Origin of the sequence: Nostoc sp. JL31, assembly GCF_017114965.1 — a bacterium.
Taxonomy (GTDB): domain Bacteria; phylum Cyanobacteriota; class Cyanobacteriia; order Cyanobacteriales; family Nostocaceae; genus Nostoc; species Nostoc punctiforme_A.
Map to the genome: position 1 here is coordinate 218,809 of NZ_JABXKO010000047.1, position 16,888 is coordinate 235,696.

15 protein-coding genes are annotated in these 16,888 nt (G+C 43.2%); 7 read left to right on the forward strand and 8 right to left on the reverse strand.

What is annotated here, in order from left to right; genetic code table 11:
• Positions 1-213: 213 nt before the first annotated feature.
• Positions 214-468, reverse strand: a complete 255-nt coding sequence (gene psaK, locus HWQ43_RS12165; RefSeq protein ID WP_292733470.1) for a photosystem I reaction center subunit PsaK — start codon at positions 466-468, stop codon at positions 214-216.
• A gap of 114 nt (positions 469-582) precedes the next feature.
• Here psaK and HWQ43_RS12170 point away from each other — a divergent pair, with 114 nt between their 5' ends.
• A complete protein-coding gene (locus HWQ43_RS12170; protein ID WP_292733472.1) occupies positions 583-1,227 on the forward strand; it encodes a phosphoribosylanthranilate isomerase in 645 nt (214 codons plus the stop codon).
• A gap of 43 nt (positions 1,228-1,270) precedes the next feature.
• Here the strand turns inward: HWQ43_RS12170 and folE are convergent, their stop codons facing one another.
• The 5 genes from folE to HWQ43_RS12195 form a co-directional block, all read right to left on the reverse strand.
• Positions 1,271-1,978: a GTP cyclohydrolase I FolE gene (gene folE, locus HWQ43_RS12175; protein ID WP_292733475.1), complete on the reverse strand. Its 708-nt coding sequence runs from the start codon at positions 1,976-1,978 to the stop codon at positions 1,271-1,273.
• A gap of 93 nt (positions 1,979-2,071) precedes the next feature.
• Complete coding sequence (locus tag HWQ43_RS12180) at positions 2,072-2,797, reverse strand: SDR family oxidoreductase (protein ID WP_292733645.1); 726 nt, start codon at positions 2,795-2,797, stop codon at positions 2,072-2,074.
• 355 nt (positions 2,798-3,152) lie between these two features.
• Complete coding sequence (locus tag HWQ43_RS12185; protein WP_104907940.1) at positions 3,153-4,133, reverse strand: acetyl-CoA carboxylase carboxyltransferase subunit alpha; 981 nt, start codon at positions 4,131-4,133, stop codon at positions 3,153-3,155.
• 112 nt (positions 4,134-4,245) lie between these two features.
• The gene (locus HWQ43_RS12190) at positions 4,246-5,265 is read right to left on the reverse strand and encodes a long-chain acyl-[acyl-carrier-protein] reductase (protein WP_292733480.1); all 1,020 of its coding nucleotides are present in this window, start codon (positions 5,263-5,265) and stop codon (positions 4,246-4,248) included.
• Between the two features lie 155 nt (positions 5,266-5,420).
• Complete coding sequence (locus tag HWQ43_RS12195; RefSeq protein WP_292733483.1) at positions 5,421-6,119, reverse strand: aldehyde oxygenase (deformylating); 699 nt, start codon at positions 6,117-6,119, stop codon at positions 5,421-5,423.
• 180 nt (positions 6,120-6,299) lie between these two features.
• Here HWQ43_RS12195 and HWQ43_RS12200 point away from each other — a divergent pair, with 180 nt between their 5' ends.
• The 5 genes from HWQ43_RS12200 to HWQ43_RS12220 all read left to right on the forward strand — a co-directional run bounded on the left by HWQ43_RS12200 (position 6,300) and on the right by HWQ43_RS12220 (position 13,954).
• A complete protein-coding gene (locus HWQ43_RS12200) occupies positions 6,300-7,127 on the forward strand; it encodes a carbohydrate ABC transporter permease (RefSeq protein ID WP_292733486.1) in 828 nt (275 codons plus the stop codon).
• 204 nt (positions 7,128-7,331) lie between these two features.
• Positions 7,332-7,658 carry a hypothetical protein gene (locus tag HWQ43_RS12205; RefSeq protein WP_292733489.1) on the forward strand — a complete coding sequence of 109 codons (327 nt, stop codon included), beginning with the start codon at positions 7,332-7,334 and terminating at the stop codon, positions 7,656-7,658.
• A 168-nt stretch (positions 7,659-7,826) separates the two neighbouring features.
• Complete coding sequence (locus HWQ43_RS12210; RefSeq protein ID WP_292733492.1) at positions 7,827-10,289, forward strand: filamentous hemagglutinin N-terminal domain-containing protein; 2,463 nt, start codon at positions 7,827-7,829, stop codon at positions 10,287-10,289.
• 528 nt (positions 10,290-10,817) lie between these two features.
• Positions 10,818-11,090, forward strand: a complete 273-nt coding sequence (locus tag HWQ43_RS12215) for a hypothetical protein (protein ID WP_292733495.1) — start codon at positions 10,818-10,820, stop codon at positions 11,088-11,090.
• A gap of 488 nt (positions 11,091-11,578) precedes the next feature.
• Positions 11,579-13,954 (forward strand): filamentous hemagglutinin N-terminal domain-containing protein, encoded by a 2,376-nt coding sequence (locus HWQ43_RS12220; RefSeq protein WP_292733498.1) that lies wholly within the window; start codon positions 11,579-11,581, stop codon positions 13,952-13,954.
• 56 nt (positions 13,955-14,010) lie between these two features.
• Here HWQ43_RS12220 and HWQ43_RS12225 read toward each other — a convergent pair whose 3' ends face one another.
• A complete protein-coding gene (locus HWQ43_RS12225; RefSeq protein ID WP_292733500.1) occupies positions 14,011-15,042 on the reverse strand; it encodes a hypothetical protein in 1,032 nt (343 codons plus the stop codon).
• Positions 15,043-15,204: 162 nt separating this feature from the next.
• Between HWQ43_RS12225 and moaA the strand changes: the two genes are divergently transcribed.
• Positions 15,205-16,191 (forward strand): GTP 3',8-cyclase MoaA, encoded by a 987-nt coding sequence (gene moaA, locus HWQ43_RS12230; RefSeq protein ID WP_292733503.1) that lies wholly within the window; start codon positions 15,205-15,207, stop codon positions 16,189-16,191.
• Positions 16,192-16,250: 59 nt separating this feature from the next.
• Here the strand turns inward: moaA and rpsD are convergent, their stop codons facing one another.
• Positions 16,251-16,859 carry a 30S ribosomal protein S4 gene (gene rpsD / locus HWQ43_RS12235; protein ID WP_012408407.1) on the reverse strand — a complete coding sequence of 203 codons (609 nt, stop codon included), beginning with the start codon at positions 16,857-16,859 and terminating at the stop codon, positions 16,251-16,253.
• Between the last annotated feature and the right edge of the window lie 29 nt (positions 16,860-16,888).

Genomic DNA, 16,888 nt, shown 5'->3' on the forward strand with positions numbered 1-16,888 from the left:
TACACATTTATATTGAGCATCAATTTGGTAGTAACAAGGGACGAAATGCTCTTATTTCTAGAATAGACAATTAATGCCTGTGAGCAAAACTCTGGAATTGGGAATTGGGCATGGGTCATAAGTTATTTCTTTCCTACTCCCCCTGCCCAAAATCATTTCTAGGAGTTTTGCATTGATAGCGGGGTTACAAGTAACACCTCTGTCATCACAAAACTATAGACGACCGATGTTAGTCAATCCTAAAACGATGCCAATGCCAATAATATGACCGAAAGCCATCGCTGCAACGAATGTTGGAATACTAACGGGCAGGATGGGGAACTTGGGGCCAACTAAGGGTTTTTCAATCCTAGTACTTAGCAAAAGGACTACTAAGCTACTAATGCTGATGATAATGCCTACTGTAGGATTCCACGCAGGTGTTGCGGGAACAGTTTCAGCTGCTGCTAGTAAAATAGATGAAATCAAGCTTTTGTCTCCTAAAATCTAGACCTACAAGATTATAAAATTACCAAGGCACAAAAGTTTTTCGGATAGTTTAGACTTTCTTGATATTATTTTAAATTTGTTGTTAAATTTTTTATGCGCGTTAAGATTTGCGGCATTACTCAACCACAGCAGTCTATAGCGCTCGCCTCTCTAGGCGCAACGGCACTAGGATTTATTTGTGTGCCAAACTCACCTCGTTACGTGACTACATCCCAAATTCGGGCAGCAGTGGCAGAACTCCCCGCAAATATTGACACAATTGGGGTTTTTGCCAACGCTAGTATCCCTGAAATCAGTCAGATAGTTGCTGATTCTGGATTGACTGGTGTGCAGTTACACGGAGATGAATTACCAGATTTTTGCTACCAACTACGTCAAGCTTTACCCAATGTTGAAATTCTTAAAGCACTCAGAATTCAGAGTCTTGAGCATCTTGACACAGCGGCTGATTACACAAAACACGTAGATACTTTACTACTCGATGCCTACCATCCTGAACAACTTGGTGGTACAGGCAAAACCTTAGATTGGACAATGCTAGAGCAATTTAGCCCCAATTGCCCTTGGTTTTTAGCTGGGGGATTAACAGCAGATAATATTGTCGAAGCCCTAAGTCAGGTAAGTCCTAGCGGCGTTGATTTATCTAGCGGTGTAGAACGCGCACCTGGAGATAAAGATTTAGATAAAGTAGCGCTTCTATTTCAAAGCCTAAAAAACATTGATTTACTTAGAAGTTAAGAGTGATAAGTTGTAAATGTACTCTTAACTCCTAACTCAGCACTTAAAAGAATGCTGGTTGGTGGCGAATCAAGTTAAAAAATTCTTCGCGGGTTTTATGCTCCTCTTGGAACACACCAACCATTGCGCTAGTGACAGTCCAAGAACCTGGTTTCTGAACGCCACGCATTACCATGCACATGTGGCTAGCTTCCATCACTACAGCTACACCTTGAGGTTCTAGAATGGTCTGGATTGCTTCGGCAATTTGGCGGGTTAACCTCTCTTGTACTTGTAAGCGACGGGAATACATCTCAACAATCCGGGCCAGCTTACTCAGTCCGACAACTTTTTGGTTGGGAATATAAGCAACGTGCGCTCTACCCATAAATGGCAGCATGTGGTGTTCGCACAGACTAAAGAAGTTAATATCTCTAACAAGTACCATCTCGCTATGCCCTTCATCAAAGATGGCATCGTTAACGAGTTCTTCAAGGGATTGGTTGTAGCCACTGGTAAGAAACCGCATTGCCTCGGCTACTCGTTTGGGTGTTTTCAGGAGTCCTTCGCGTTCAGGATCTTCGCCAACGCCCAATATTAGTGTTCGCACGGCATCCTTCATTTCCTCCATCTGTTCCTCTTTTGGCGGGAACACATCCGGTTGTCGCCCGTTATGAGTATTGCGATCGGGTCTAGGAGTTATGGCTTCTGCCAAGTCGGGAATCAGAGGTGATTGAGAGCAATTGGAACCGTTGGAACTAGCAATAGTCATGATTCAGTCTTGGTTATGGTTTTAATTTAGTTATGAGTTATGAGTTAAAAATTCTAACTCCTAACTCGTAACTTCTAACTTCTAACTTCGCAATTAGAGGGCGCCAGCGCTGGGCATCAGGGTCAATTCATCAATAACTGCCTGTTGTGGTAACAGAACTGTGTAGAGAATTGACTCAGCCACAATTTCCGGAGTTAACATCTTGGAACGGTCTAAGTTGACATGGACTGTTTCTGTATCCCAAAGTTCGGTATTGACTGCGCCAGGACAGATAGCTGTGACACGAATGCCGTGAGTGCGTTCTTCTTGTGCCAGGGTTTGAGAGAGGGCTATCAAACCAGCTTTACTGACGCTGTATGCCCCCCAACCGGCAAAGGGTTGCTTGGCGGCAATTGAGACGACGTTAATAATTGTGCCTATGCCTCGATCGCGCATTGAAGGTAAAATCCCCACAATGCACTGAAACACACTGGTGAGATTCAAGTCAATTACCTGCTGCCAGCCCTCTAGGGGGATTTCGCTCAAAGCGCCTGTATAGGCGATGCCAGCATTGTTTACCAGAATGTTTATATCACCAAAGTCAAGAGCGATCGCTTGGATCTTTTCTTTGACTTCGGAGATCCGCGCTAAATCTACAGCATAAGCTTTCGCTTCCACCCCAGTATGCTCTACGGCTTCTCTTACCGCCTCCAATTTATCCAAAGAACGGCTGACTAAGGCGACATCTATTCCCGCTTTCGCAAAGGCTAAAGCCGTTGCTTTCCCAATTCCACTACTTGCCCCAGTAATCAGGGCGCGTTGTTTTTGCTCAACACTCATGGTGTCTCCCAATTTTTTGGCAGTTCGCAAAACCTATTACCATCCAATTATTCACACTTCTCGGTTTGGATAGATTAAAGGAATCTAAAAATCTGATGATTTCCATTAAGCAAATGCTATGATGCAGCACAATAGTCCCCATCTTGTGGGTTTTAAGAGTGAAGACAACAACTTGTTGCCTGGAAAACCACGCCGTACATTCAAATTAGATTATTTACATAAGACAAAACCCACTCAATCAAATTGAGTAGATTCGCCAAACATGCAAATGCCTATGGCTAGATTGTTAAAAATCTTTAAGCACATAGGCAATTATAGCATTTCTGCTTTACTAATAAATGATTATGCAGTGCCTTTAGTGGGCAACTTCTGTAAAAACACCAATTTTGCGGAATTTTTCATAGCGCATTTGGCGGCGTTCTGGAGCGGTTAAACGGTTGAGTTCGTCTAAGTTTTCCATCAGCACTTGCTTGAGAGTGGTAGCGGCTTTTAAGGGGTCAGAATGAGCGCCACCAGTGGGTTCAGGCAGTATTTGATCAATAATTCCCAACTTTTTCAAGTCATGGGAAATAATTTTTAGCGCCACGGCGGCTTGGGGAGCCTTACCAGCATCTTTCCACAAAATTGCAGCGCAGGCTTCGGGAGTGGCGACGGTATAAACGGAGTGTTCAAACATGAGTAAGCGATCGCCTACACCAATACCAAGGGCGCCACCGGAACCACCTTCACCGATAACTGTGCAGATAATTGGCACATCTAAGCAAAACATTTCTCGCAAGTTGTAAGCGATCGCTTCTCCTTGACCTTGGTGTTCTGCTTCTACCCCAGACCAAGCTCCTGGTGTATCGATAAAGGTTAGTATCGGCATACTAAACTTGTTGGCGTGTTCCATCAACCGCATAGCTTTGCGATAGCCGCCAGGATAAGGCATTCCAAAGTTACGGGCAATATTGTCTTTAGTATCGCGTCCTTTTTGATGACCCAACATCACCACAGGTTGCCCACTCAGACGACCAACACCACCAACTAAAGCCGGATCGTCACCACCACAGCGATCGCCATGCAATTCCATCCATTCATCACTAATTGCCTGGATGTAATCGAGAGTACTGGGGCGACGCGGATGACGAGCGACTTGTAATCGCTGGGACGGGGATAGACTAGTGAAAATTTCCTCACGTAGTTGCATGGCGCGTGCTTCTAGTTGACGAATTTGACCAGAAACATCGACGCCATTTTCTTCTGCAAGTTGCCGAATTTGATCGATTCGGGTTGCGAGTTCTGCTAGGGGCTTTTCAAAATCTAACAGTAGCGGTTTACGCTCGGTAGTTGCCATCGTAGGGGTTATAAGTACGAGTTATAAGTTATCTATCCTTTGTCCTTTGTCAGTTGTCAGTTGTCCTTTGTCCTTTGCAAATGACAAATGACTAATGACAAATGACCAATGACTAAACCAGCAGCGGTCTAAATCCATGTTTCACTGATACCTTACCAATCTGCTCCATTTTGTCTACGGTAATCTGATTCCGTCCCCACGAAAAGTTCGTGTATAACTTCTCAAATTCCAGCAGCATTGATTCGGCAAAACAAGCAAACAGCTGGCGGGCTGGCACGTCCATATTGACGATTTTCATAATTTTCCAGTCAATATCTAGGGAATGCTCTACAATCCCACCATTTAACACAAATACACCAGGATGCTGTACTTTTGTTGCTAAGTTTTTAGGATAGCCACCATCAATCAATAAACAGGGTTGTTTCAAAGTGGTCGGGTCAATTTCCACGCCTCTGGGCATACTCGCAACCCAAACTACAATGTCAGCTTCAGGCAGTGCTTCTGTCAAACCCATGATTTTTCCTCGCCCCAGTTCGCCTTGCAGTTCTTTGAGGCGTTCTTGGTCGCGGGCGATCAACAAAAGTTCTTTGACATCTGTTTTCGCATCTAACCAGCGGGTAACTGCACTACCAATATCTCCAGTTGCCCCACATATAGCAACAGTCGCTTTTGACAGATCGATTCCCAATTGTTTGGAGGCTTCTTCCACCTGCTTACAAATAATGTAGGCAGTATGTGTGTTTCCTGTGGTGAAGCGTTCAAACTCTAGTTTAATGTTGCGGACTTGGTTAAACTGGTCTAACTTAAAGTTTTCAAAAATAATCGACGAAAATCCGCCTAAAGCTGTAATGTTAATGCCGTGCTTTTGTGCATGAGCCATAGCGTTGAGGACTTTGCGTGTTGCGGCTTTGATGCGCCTACTAGCCAGCATCTCTGGCAAAAAGCAAGATTCTACATACCGTCCTTCAATTTTTTGCCCAGTTATACTGGTGACAATAATGGTATCGACAATTTGCGGTGGGGCGCTGCACCAAAAGTCTAGCCCTTGATCGGCATATTCTGGGTATCCCAATTCTTTAGCAACCGATTGAGCGTGTTCTAAACTAGTCAGATGTCCAATTAGACCAAACATGTAGTGATTATTATGCTTATGCTGTCTTGAGGGCGTGGAATATTATGTTAAGTATTTCAGCAGTCCTGAGTTCTGAAGTTCTGATAAATTTGAACTATTCAGCACTCAGCACTCTTGTACAGACGCGATTAATCGCGTCTCTACTCAGCACTCTTTTAAGCGGCGATGAGTCCGTAGGCTGACAAGCGCATGATGTCGCGAGTCGTGAAGCCTATGTTACTTAATGCTTCACCGTATTGAATCATAAAGTCTTCTACTAAAGCATCTTTTTCCATTGCCATTGTGTGGGCATCACCCTCTACTTGGTTGAGCATTCTCCAGACTATAGGTAGGTTCTGGCGATTTGCAAGTTCAAGTTCGGCTTTGGATTCTGTGAAGTGTTCTTTCAACCAAACTTCTCCAAAGTTGAGGTGGCTATACTCATCTTTTACTACTCCTTCCGTTATTTTGCGGGCAAAGGCGTCGGCGACGGGGATGTAAATGTTATATGCTGCGATCGCAAAACATTCGATAATCAAAGACTGAATCAACAGACAAGTGACGACTTTCCCTTCCGCCGCTGCTGTTTGGAAATTCTGGTGTAGTCCAGAGAAAAATTCCTTGGCAAATTGCAAATCTGGGGTGACTTCCAAGTTGCGCCCACAAGCTTCAAATCCTTTCTTGTGTCGGCTTTCCATCTTGGAGAGGCGAATCAACTCATCATGAGATTCTGGCAGCAGTTCGGCTAATGTGATGTAATTTTCATGGGCTTCTTGTTCCCCTTCAATCACGATCGCATTAATCCGGCTATAAGCATCTTTGTATGTTTCGCTCTTGAAATCTAAAGAATTAGATTGGTCTGTCAACTGCTGCATGGTTATCTTTACTCCTGTAAACCTGAATTATTTGACACCAGGATTGAATTTCCCCTATGAACTGAGGGTAACAATTACTGTGGTTTAATTTAACTTAACAAGTAGACTATGTTTATAGATTAATTGTTGCTGGGGGCAATGCTCTAGTACTAGCGAAATAAATGCTTTGCAGTCTAAGTTATGTTCAAACCAAACTGGAATCTGAAATCTGGGGATTTTTTGAGCCTAGTAATCTTACTGCTAGGGGCATTTATAGTTCTAATACCGCTGTTTGTGGTCTTTCTCACCTCCTTTGCACCGTCGGTCGCCAGCCCAGAAAATTTGTCCAAAAATAACTGGTCTTTAGCAAATTACCGCGTTGCGTGGCAACAGGGAAAATTTTTGCTGGCGTTTGCTAATTCTACCTTGGTAGCGATCGCTGTGACGGCGTTTCAGATTGTCACTTCTGCTTTGGCTGGTTACGCCCTAGCACGATTGAAGTTTCGAGGACGCCAAGCACTGCTATTAGTCGTTTTAGCAACTTTAGTGATTCCCTTTCAGTTATTGGTGATTCCCATCTTTTTGGTATTGAAGTGGGGACACCTGATAAATACATACTGGGCGCTGATTTTACCCACTGCGGTTAGCGGATTTGGGATTTTCTTATTACGTCAGTATTTCCAGACAATTCCCGTGGAATTAGAGGAAGCCGCAGCTATAGATGGAGCAAACCGACTGCAAATTTTGTGGCGGGTGATGTTACCTTTAGCCCGTCCAGCACTGGTGACGCTGTTTTTGTTCACCTTCATCGGTGAGTGGAATGATTTGTTTAAGCCTCTGGTATTTACGACAAGACCAGAATTAAGGACGGTGCAACTAGCATTGGCTGAGTTTCAGGAGCAATTTACGAATAATTGGCCCTTGATGATGGCGGCAGTGACAATAGCCACAGTTCCAGTGATGGTATTATTCCTCATCGGTCAGCGTCAATTTCTTCAGGGTATTGCGGCGACGGGGATTAAGAATTAGTGGGGAAGGCGGTAAGTGGAAGCCCGATTTAGTTACTAGACGAGACGCCCACTCGACAATAAATAATTTGAATTGGTATTACTAAAAAATAGCTGTAAAGAAAATCCCACAGGAAAATTATGAACTTTTATGACACTAAGCGTAATCATTGCTAACTAAACTGAAGCAATAATTATACACATCCCGTCAGGAACGAAAACACTCATGAGTTCTCAACAAGTCATAGATCCTCAAATATTACAGCAGTTACAAGAAGAGATTCAGCAGAAAATGGATGAAAGCCTAGAAAACGCTGACTTACACTCAGTGCTTGAAAAGTACGGCTTATTAGAATATAGAGTCTTGAGAATTCATTGGCAGTGTAATCTCGATCCCAATCAACTCAAATCTGATGATGCAGTTGATGAACAGCAACCCAATGCATTATTGGCAGAAACTGCAAGACCTTCAATACCAGAAATTGTGTTAGTGAAAAAATCATTGTGTATCCCTTGCCCATCAACTGGCAGCCCTTTAGGCTGTAACTGCTAAATAATTTAATCTTCGGACTGCAAAGAGTTTATTCTAGTGAATGTAAAAATACTAAACTTTGCTTTTGTGTAGTATTTAGGTTACAGAGATAACATCAACTTACTAACATCACTACTTAGCAAAAAGCTGTATTTTAATAAACTCTGATGTTTTGAGCGCCAGTTTTTCATGTCTCAAAATCGAAGCAGTTACCACTGGAAATTAGGAATAGTGAGTACTTTAGTAATTGCTAGAGTGCTCACTTTTGCTGAGAGTTTTGCCTTAGCTCAAATTCAAAAAGATGCCACACTTGGATCTGAAAGTTCAATCATTACACCAAAGCTCATCGATGGTCAGCCTATAGACCAGATTGATGGTGGAGCAGTTCGTGGTACAAGCTTGTTCCACAGCTTTGAAAAATTTTCTATCTCTGCGGGAAGGACAGCCCATTTTAACAATGCAATCAATATTCAGAACATCATCAGTCGGGTGACAGGCAATTCTGTTTCTAATATAGATGGCATTCTCAAAGCTAACGGTACAGCCAACATATTTTTGATTAATCCTAACGGCATTGTTTTTGGGCCCAATGCTTCTTTAAATATCGGCGGTTCATTTGTGGCTAGTACGGCGAGTAGTTTGAACTTTGCTGATGGTACAAACTTTAGTGCTATATCTGGTCAAACTGCACCTCTACTCACAGAAAGTGTTCCTATAGGTTTACAATTCGGAACAAATGCTCGACCTATCCGCAATCAATCCCAAGCAAGTCCCAACAATGCAATTAATACCTTCGGAAAAGGTGTTGGTCTACAGGTGCAGCAAGGCAAAACCCTAGCACTTATAGGCGGTGATATAACGCTAGAGGGTGGAAATTTAACGGCAAGTGGGGGAAGAATTGAGTTAGGAAGCGTTGCTGGCAATAGTTTAGTTGGTCTGAGTTCAACAAATCAGGGTTGGGCATTAGGATATGAAGGTGTTCAAAATTTTCAGAACATCAAACTCACCCAGCAAAGTGATATTCCATCTACTGTAGATACCAGTGGCAAAAGTGGTGGTAATATCCACCTGCAAGGACAACGAGTACTGGTAACTGACGGTTCACAAATTTTGGCTCTTGGCCTGGGAACGCAACCAGGAGGAAATTTGACAGTGAACGCTTCCGAGTCTGTAAAACTTGGACTAAATGCGTTCTTGTCTAGTGGAACTCTCGACACTGGAAACTCTGGAGATATAAATATCACTACCAGGAATTTGATTGTCAAAGATGGAGCGCAAGTTGTAATGTTCAATCTGGGGTCGGGATTGGCGGGGCAATTGACCATCAACGCCTCAGATTCCGTAGAACTAATGGCAGGCATCCCCATTTCTCCTTTGCCAGATGGTAGTGATTTAATATCTAGTGGATTATTTAGTGCAACTTATGGCGCTCAAAATGCTGGCAACATAATAATTAATACTGGAAAGTTACGTATTGAGGGAGGGGCAGCAATATCAACAAGTTCTGAGGGTATACTTGGGCGGTTTTCTAACCAATTAATACCAGCTACAGGAAATGGAGGAGATTTGATCGTGAACGCCTCTGAGTCCGTAGAATTAATTGGAACCTCAGCAAATGGTTCTAGGCTCAGTAGCTTGTTTGCTGGGACTCAAGGGCCTGGAAATGGCGGTAACGTGACCCTAACTACAGGGCGATTGATTATCAAAGATGGCGCGGCAATAACTGTGAGCAGTGAAGCTCGAAAAAATGTTAACTATCAAGGGGGTGTACCCAATTTCGGTCTAGCAGGCGAACTCAATATAAACGCTCGTTCCATCCTGCTGGATAAAGGAAAACTCACATCTAATAGTGAGTCAGGTAAGGGCGGTAACATTGCGGTACAGGTGGGGGACTTATTACTGATGCGTCGCAACAGTCAAATCTCTACTAATGCCGGAGGTGATAAAACTGGCGGTAATATCACCATCAATCTACCTAATGGCTTTCTCGTCGCCACTCCTTTCGGAAATAGCGATATTACCGCCAACGCCAACTTTGGTTCTGGTGGTAAAATCGCGATCGCCGCTAAGAATATCTTTGGGTTTGTGCCACGCACCCGTGCAGAGGTGGAGAGGCTCGATCCAAAAAGTATAAACCCGAATAATATACCAACAAGTGACATCACTGCATTTTCTCAGCAAAACCCTTCATTAAGTGGCACTGTACAAATCAACTCGCCAGATGCTGACCCCAGTAAAGGATTAGTGGAACTACCTGTAAATCTGGTTGATGCTTCGCAGCAAATTGCTGCTGGTTGTAGTTCTGGTGGAGAAATAGGAAGAAGTTCATTTGTTACTACTGGGCGTGGAGGAATACAAGCCGATCCTACAGAGCCATTGATAGCTGATGATGCAGTGCTAGCAGATTGGATTGCGCTCCCTCCAGAGAGTCAGAATCGTGCTGGTGGTATTCAGAAAAGAGCAGTTGTTCAGGCGCAGGGAAACACAGAAGAAAAATCACAGAAGGTTAATTCTGTTAATGAACCTACTCAAATTGTAGAAGCCCAAGGATGGGTAATCGATGCCAATGGGAACGTGGTTCTGGTTGCTCAAGTACCCACTGCTTCGCCCCATAACTCTTCGCTCGTCGCGACATCTTGCACTTCTAATTAAAAATTGAGATTCTCATAACTTTTGTTGGTGCGTTGGCGTAGCCCGTTGTGGACATCGCTGCTTTGCAATGAACTTTATATGAGCGATCGGATCGCTTTTTCCACTAAATCAGTGCGTTGGCGTAGCCTTCGTAGACATCGCTGCTTTGCAATGAACTTTATACAAGGGTATCGCCTTAATAAAGCCTGTGAGGTTATCCAAACCGTAAGCAGAGTGGGAGACTTGAGGAGGTATCAATTACTCAATTCTCTTGAGCAATCAACGGTCAGTAGCCAGATTCATCAATCCTTTAAAGAAATCCGGCAGAAATATATGAAGTTTTATAACACAATACGTAATTATAACTAGCCAAGCTGAAGTCATAATTATCGGAGTTCACAAGAGCGTTAGAAACCTAATGGTTTCGTACCACTCTAGACTTTGTATTATTGATTACTTCGTTGCCAAACTGTACTAATAAAACTCACGTTAATTTAGTACATCACAAAATAAGTTCATATTTACCAGTCTGCAAGGAGAGCAAAAATTATGAATTCTCAAAACAAACAACAGTCTACAAATGAGATTCAAAAAGAATTGAGTGAAGACCTGAAGAACTCTGAAGTGGGTGTTGCAGAAGACAATTCCCTGGACTTGCACAGTAGTATCGATCCCAATCAAATTCAATCTAATAATGCTGGTAAAGATAATGCTGGTAAAGACCAGCAAGCTAAAGATTTGTCACAAGTAATGCTAGGTAAGCGTAACTTGGAAGGAACTTGTTGGTCGGTGCAGCTACAAGATTGGGTTCGTTGTCCGTAATAGTTATACTATTCTCAACGTAATGACTATCTTTATTTTCATTTTATTGAGAATAAAAGTAATAGTTTTTCATTCAAGATTAATTGTTTTGTTATATCAATTAATGAGGGAAATGTACTTAATTATTAAATCCTCTGCCAAGTATACCAAGACAAAAGGAATAATTAAGTACATTTTTATGAGTAATTTGTAGTAGTAATTTTAGATAATTGTATCCTTGTTTTCAATAGAAAAGTTTAGCAGTGGTTAGGTTGAAATTAGGGCTAAGTTTGTTATATATTATTAGCAATTTCAATGTAATCTGTTTAGAATTTACGGCACAAAATTGTTGTGTCAACTATATGTATTGTTTGCATATATAGAATTCTATAAACTTTTGCCAAGGGTGAAACATAGATTACTAATTTGAATTATAGATAACCTAATTATCCTAATTAGCAATGACCAGTAAATCATTAAAAAATTATTTTTTTTGTGCGAATTATGTAATGGCTCAAAGACGAAGCATTTGGTACTATAAGTTAGGATTAGTGAGTGGTTTAGCAATTACTGGAGCGCTCACATTCTCTGGTAGTTCTGCCTTAGCCCAGATTATCAAAGATAATACTTTAGGATCGGAAAATTCAGTTATCACACCCAAGCTAATCAATGGTCAGCTTATTGATCAAATTGATGGTGGGGTAATTCGTGGCACAAATCTGTTCCACAGCTTTGAACAGTTTTCTGTACTTCCTGGAAGCACAGCTTACTTTAATAATGCGGCAAACATTCAAAACATTATCAGCCGAGTAACAGGTAAGTCTGTTTCTAATATTGATGGCATTATTAAAGCTAACGGCACAGCCAACCTGTTTCTGATTAATCCTAACGGGATTATTTTTGGTCGCAATGCTTCTTTAAACATTCGTGGTTCATTTATAGCAAGTACAGCGAGTAGTCTGAACTTTGCCGATGGTACTAAATTTAGCGCCACAGATCCCCAAACCCCACCACTACTGATAGTAAGTGTTCCCACTGGTTTACAATTTGGAGCAACTGCGGCTCCTATTCTTAATCAATCCCAAGCTAGTCCTAATGGTGCAACTAATAGCTTCAATCAACCCGTAGGTCTACAAGTACAATCAGGTAAAACCTTAGCACTTGTAGGTGGTGACATAACGCTGGAGGGCGGAAATTTAACAGCAGCGTCAGGACGAATTGAGCTAGGAAGTGTTGCTAGTAATAGTCTAGTTAGTCTGAAACCAACAGACCAAGACTGGAGTGTGGGATATGAAGGTGTCCAAAATTTCCAGAACATTCGACTAATCCGGCGAACTGATAACGGTTCTGCAATTTCATCTACTGTAGATGCCAGTAACCAACTTGGCAGTGGCGGTCGTATCCAAGTGCAGAGCAACACTGTCGAACTAATTGGCCCTCGTGTGCGTTTAGCAACTCGAACTGGGGGTGACGGAAATGGCGAAGACTTAACTATTACTACTAGAAAATTAATTGTTGAGGATGGCGCACAAGTATTCACTTCTACTATAGGTAAAGGAAAATCGGGAAATTTGATTGTGAACGCCTCCGAGTCCGTAGAGATAATTGGTAGCGTTATCTTACCAGATAGCATTACTGGATTGCTTAGTTCAACTGTTGATCAAGGAAATGCTGGTGATATTACAATCAATACTAAGATATTGCGTATCCAAGAGGGAGCAAAGGTATCAGCAGAGTCTACGGCAAAAATCTTACCAAACTCACAAGTTAGCGTAGCAGAAGGAAATGGAGGGAATTTGACTGTGAACGCCTCCGAGTCCGTAGAGGTAATTGGAACTTCGGCAACAGGTAATCCCAGTGAATTATCTGCTTTGACTCAAAGTTTTGGAAAGTCTGGAACAGTGACAATTACTACAGGGCAATTGATTGTCAGAGACGGCGCTGCAATAACTGTGAACAGTCAACTTGTAGACCATTTCAACTCTGCACAGGATGGACGTAGTTCAGGAAAAGCAGGCGATCTAAATATAAATGCTCGCTCCATCCTGCTGGACAACCAAGGACAAATCACATCAAATAGTCAGTCAGGTAAAGGCGGAAATATTTCGTTACAGGTGCGGGACTTATTACTGATGCGTCGCAATAGTCAAATATCTACTAATGGAGGGAGTGATAAAACTGGCGGTAATATCACCATCAATGCACCAAATGGCTTTCTTGTTGCCACTCCCTTCGGGAATAACGATATCACTGCCAACGCCAACTTTGGTTCTGGTGGTAAAATCACAATCACCGCTAAGAACATCTTTGGGTTTGTGCCTCGCACAGGTACAGACGTAGAGAGGCTTGACCCAACAGGCGAAACAAACCCGAAGAACCTGGAAACAAGTGACATCACGGCATTTTCTCAGCAAAACCCTTCATTAAACGGCACAGTCCAAATCAACTCACCAGATACTGATCCCAGTAAAGGATTAGTGGAATTGCCCGTAAATCTGGTTGATGCTTCGCAGCAAATTGCTGCTAGTTGTAGTTCTGGTGGAAAAATAGCAAGAAATTCATTTATTACCACTGGACGTGGAGGACTAGTAGCCGATCCCACGGAACCATTGATAGCTGATGATGCGGTGTTGGCAGATTGGATTGCGCTCCCTCCAGAGAGTCAGAATCGTGCTGGCGGTATTAAGAAAAGAGCCGTTGTTCAGGCGCAGCGACATACAGAAAAAAAATCACAGAAAGTAAATTATGTCAATGAACCTACTCAAATTGTAGAAGCCCAAGGCTGGGTAATGGATGCCAATGGTAACGTAGTTCTGGTTGCTCAAGTACCCACAGAATCGCCCCATAACTCCTCGCTCACCGCTACATCTTGCGCTGCTCATTAAAATTTGAGATATTGGCGATATTTTGTAACTTCGCGGCCAAGCGCGATGCTTATTCTCTAACTCGTCTCCTGAATTTGCAAACGAATAGTGTGTTCGGTCGCACCACTAAGTTGCAATTCCATGATTTCACCACCCAGAGGTTCCAAGCAAGTGAGGAGCGATCGCAAGTTGGGTGTACTTGCGCCAGTATCTACATATAATCGATCTGCTAAATTACCGATCCGTTTCCAAGTCATATACAATTTAGCGATCGTTTGTTCAATTTGCGATGCTTGATTTACCAAATCAGCAGCAATGCTCAAACAGCCGACTCTTTGGGCTTCTTCTAAAGCTGTTTCAATATCAACATTTTCCTGCGTTAGCGCCTGAACTTGAGCCGCCCCTTTCAGATATTTCGCCAAGTTACGCGCTTCAGTAGTTACCTGTTTTAGGGTATCCACATCAGGATTGGCAGCTATTTCCTTTTGGATAAACTTTTGATGCGATTCTGGCAGTTTTTCCATTTCCTTCACCAGAGGGGCAATGTAGCGCGGGGGAAGGGTGTTATCTGCTGCTTTTTCTTTGACTGATTCGGGTAATAAATCTGAGGACATGGCTGTCCATTCATCGCTGAGTTGACGCACTTCTCGCCTAGTGATGCGATCGCCTTTTTGGGCGGCTTCACTCACCATCTGTTGCACTTCTGGGGATGCTTTGGAGGTTTCGACAAATGCCCGTTTGCTGAAGTTGTTCACCGAACCGGGGTCAAGTTTACCGTCTTCAATGAGAGTATCGGCACTATTCGCCAGTTGAATCCAGGCATAGGCTTGACTTTTACTGATTTCCCGCTCTTTTAGCCATCGGAGAAAGCCAGTACCGCGTCCGTCACCACCCACTTTTTCTCTGTCGCGGATCGCCCGTAAAATTCGCCCCCGCCAGATTTCAGTTTGCAAATCAAAGCGATCGCATACCTGCCAAGCTATTTCTAGCTGCTGTTGAAAATCTGACTCTAGAATCTGTTCATCTTCTGGATCGGGCAGTTCAAAGCTGATATCGGCTGGCTGTAGTAAAGCAGCAGCAAGGTCGTTGATGGAGTCGGTATCTTGCACGATTGATGACTAACTAGTGGATGCGATCGGCTTATTATGCCACAATCTGTGGACTCTCACTTAAGGGGGAGTACGGTATTTTGAATTACAACAAATATAGTAGGAAGGGGTAAATCACTTTTGTAAAGTCTTTAATTAATCAGAGAGAATAAAAATAAAACGATGAACCAGGTAGACTACCTCCGCATTAGCTTAATCGATCGCTGCAATTTTCGTTGTCAGTACTGTATGCCAGAGGGAGTAGAACTGGACTATATTCTCAAGCAACAGTTATTGACTGATGAAGAACTACTCACCTTAATTCAAGAAGTATTTATTCCAGTAGGCTTTAATCGGTTTCGTTTGACTGGGGGTGAACCTTTATTGCGTCCGCGTGTGGTGGATTTAGTCGGTGCGATCGCAACTTTACCCCAAACTCAAGACCTCTCAATGACCACCAACGGTTTTTTGCTGGCTCCGATGGCACAAAACCTCTACAATGCTGGTCTGCGACGAATTAATATTAGTCTGGACTCTCTCGATCCTGATATTTTTGACCAAATTATCGGTAATCAGGGGCGTTCTCGTTGGCAACAAGTTTGGCAGGGGATTCAAGCAGCCCATCAAGTCGGATTCGACCCCCTGAAGCTGAATGTGGTGGTGATTCCTGGGGTTAATGACCACGAAGTTCTCGATTTAGCCGCCCTGACAATTGATAAACAGTGGCACGTTCGATTTATTGAATTTATGCCCATTGGTAATGTGCATTTGTTTGGCGATCGCGGTTGGGTATCTTCAGCCGATTTACGAGAACGTATTCGCGATCGTTGGGGCTTGGCAGAATCTCAAGTTCGTGGTGCTGGCCCGGCTGATGTCTTTCAAATTCCCGGTGCGAAGGGGACACTAGGATTTATTAGTCAGATGTCAGAATGTTTTTGCGATCGTTGTAATCGGATGCGCCTGAGTGCTGATGGCTGGCTGCGTCCCTGTTTATTGAATGAAACTGGTCAAATAGATTTAAAAACTGCCCTGCGTTCTGGCGTCAGCACCGCTCAATTACAAGAGCAGGTCAGACATTTACTCGGAATCAAACCAGAAATTAACTTTAAACAACGCGATTCTGGCATTTCAGGTACATATACCCGCACCATGTCGCAAATTGGCGGATAGTAATTGGTCATTTGTCCCTTGCAAATAACTAAGGACAAATGACTAAGGACAAATGACTATTACGCTTGTCGTGAGTAGTATTCCACCACAAGTAGTTCATTAACTTGTAGTGCCACCCATTCGCGCTCAATAACGCTGTTGACTTTACCAACCAACTTATTTTTGTCAAATTCCAAATGACTGGGGAGGTTTGCCAAACCGGGATATTGCAAGTTAGCTTCCACCAACTTCCGGGATTGTGCCCGATCTCTGACTGCAATTACTTCGCCAGGACGGCATTGGTAGCTGGCAATATTCACTACACGACCGTTAACAGTTACGTGACCGTGATTTACCAGTTGACGAGCGGCTGGGATAGTCGGGGCTATACCCAAGCGGAAAACAGTATTATCCAAGCGCATTTCTAGCAATTGCAGCAGCACTTGTCCGGTAGAACCAGTAACACGTCTGGCTTTTCGCACATAACGGAGCAATTGCTTTTCTGTCAAACCGTAGTTGAAGCGGAGCTTTTGCTTTTCCTCTAAACGGATAGCATATTCAGAGCGCTTCTTGCGATTCTGACCATGCTGCCCAGGTGGGTAAGCGCGTCTAGCGCTTTTACGAGTTAATCCTGGTAAGTCGCCCAAGCGGCGGACAATTCTGAGGCGGGGCCCTCTATATCGGGACATGAGTTTCCTTAATCTAATCCTGTTTAAAC

What these genes read in the sequence shown, in the direction of transcription:
- HWQ43_RS12220 (WP_292733498.1), top strand. Translation starts at nt 11,579, where the DNA reads ATGGCTCAAAGACGAAGCATTTGGTACTATAAGTTAGGATTAGTGAGT.
- HWQ43_RS12180 (WP_292733645.1), bottom strand. Translation starts at nt 2,797, where the DNA reads ATGAGTGTTGAGCAAAAACAACGCGCCCTGATTACTGGGGCAAGTAGT.
- HWQ43_RS12200 (WP_292733486.1), top strand. Translation starts at nt 6,300, where the DNA reads ATGTTCAAACCAAACTGGAATCTGAAATCTGGGGATTTTTTGAGCCTA.
- folE (WP_292733475.1), bottom strand. Translation starts at nt 1,978, where the DNA reads ATGACTATTGCTAGTTCCAACGGTTCCAATTGCTCTCAATCACCTCTG.
- moaA (WP_292733503.1), top strand. Translation starts at nt 15,205, where the DNA reads ATGAACCAGGTAGACTACCTCCGCATTAGCTTAATCGATCGCTGCAAT.
- HWQ43_RS12205 (WP_292733489.1), top strand. Translation starts at nt 7,332, where the DNA reads ATGAGTTCTCAACAAGTCATAGATCCTCAAATATTACAGCAGTTACAA.
- HWQ43_RS12170 (WP_292733472.1), top strand. Translation starts at nt 583, where the DNA reads ATGCGCGTTAAGATTTGCGGCATTACTCAACCACAGCAGTCTATAGCG.
- HWQ43_RS12185 (WP_104907940.1), bottom strand. Translation starts at nt 4,133, where the DNA reads ATGGCAACTACCGAGCGTAAACCGCTACTGTTAGATTTTGAAAAGCCC.
- HWQ43_RS12210 (WP_292733492.1), top strand. Translation starts at nt 7,827, where the DNA reads ATGTCTCAAAATCGAAGCAGTTACCACTGGAAATTAGGAATAGTGAGT.
- HWQ43_RS12195 (WP_292733483.1), bottom strand. Translation starts at nt 6,119, where the DNA reads ATGCAGCAGTTGACAGACCAATCTAATTCTTTAGATTTCAAGAGCGAA.
- HWQ43_RS12215 (WP_292733495.1), top strand. Translation starts at nt 10,818, where the DNA reads ATGAATTCTCAAAACAAACAACAGTCTACAAATGAGATTCAAAAAGAA.
- rpsD (WP_012408407.1), bottom strand. Translation starts at nt 16,859, where the DNA reads ATGTCCCGATATAGAGGGCCCCGCCTCAGAATTGTCCGCCGCTTGGGC.
- HWQ43_RS12190 (WP_292733480.1), bottom strand. Translation starts at nt 5,265, where the DNA reads ATGTTTGGTCTAATTGGACATCTGACTAGTTTAGAACACGCTCAATCG.